Annotated in this window: 1 protein-coding gene; it reads left to right on the top strand. The window is 48.9% G+C overall.

What is annotated here, in order from left to right; genetic code table 11:
- A partial coding sequence (gene tnpC / locus ETC00_RS19495; protein WP_171567706.1) for an IS66 family transposase occupies nt 1-619 on the top strand: 619 nt, incomplete at both ends.

Here is a 619-nt window from a genome sequence, read left to right as displayed (position 1 = left end):
CAACATGAGCGTGAAGTGAAATCGTGTCCGCATTGCCAATGTGTCCAACAAGCGCCGTTCCCCTCACACGCAACGAATCATGTGCAATATGGCCCGCGGCTCACTGCGCTCGTCGTTTATTTGCACCATATTCAATTGATTCCTTACAAACGTGCAGGTAATATGATCGAAGCGTTATATCAACACTCGATCAGCACAGAAACTCTCGCCAATATGGTGAAACGAGGACACGAAGCATTGGAGCCAAACATGGAAATAATCGAAGAGGACTTGCTTGATTCCAACATCTTGCATGTTGATGAAACGAGTTTGCGCATCGAAGGGAAATTGGCATGGGTCCATGTCGCGTACACATCGAAATATACGTACGTGGCTCCTCACGCTTCCCGTGGAAGGAAAGCGACCGATGACATCAGGATTCTTCCCCGATATCAAGGGACGATGATGCATGATGCGTTCAGTACGTATCCGAACTACACTGAAGCCACCCATGCCTTTTGTCACGCTCATCATTTGCGTGATCTAAAGAGCCTCATTGAACAAGGGTATACATGGGTCATGCGCATGACCACCTTTCTGTTAGCCGCCAAACAGGCGGCCGAAGCCCATTACGGTGCAC

The organism is Brevibacillus sp. MCWH (assembly GCF_013096935.1).
Taxonomy (GTDB): domain Bacteria; phylum Bacillota; class Bacilli; order Brevibacillales; family Brevibacillaceae; genus Brevibacillus; species Brevibacillus aydinogluensis.
The sequence above is the reverse complement of the archived record's forward strand: the minus strand, read 5'-3'. Positions and strand labels throughout refer to the sequence as shown.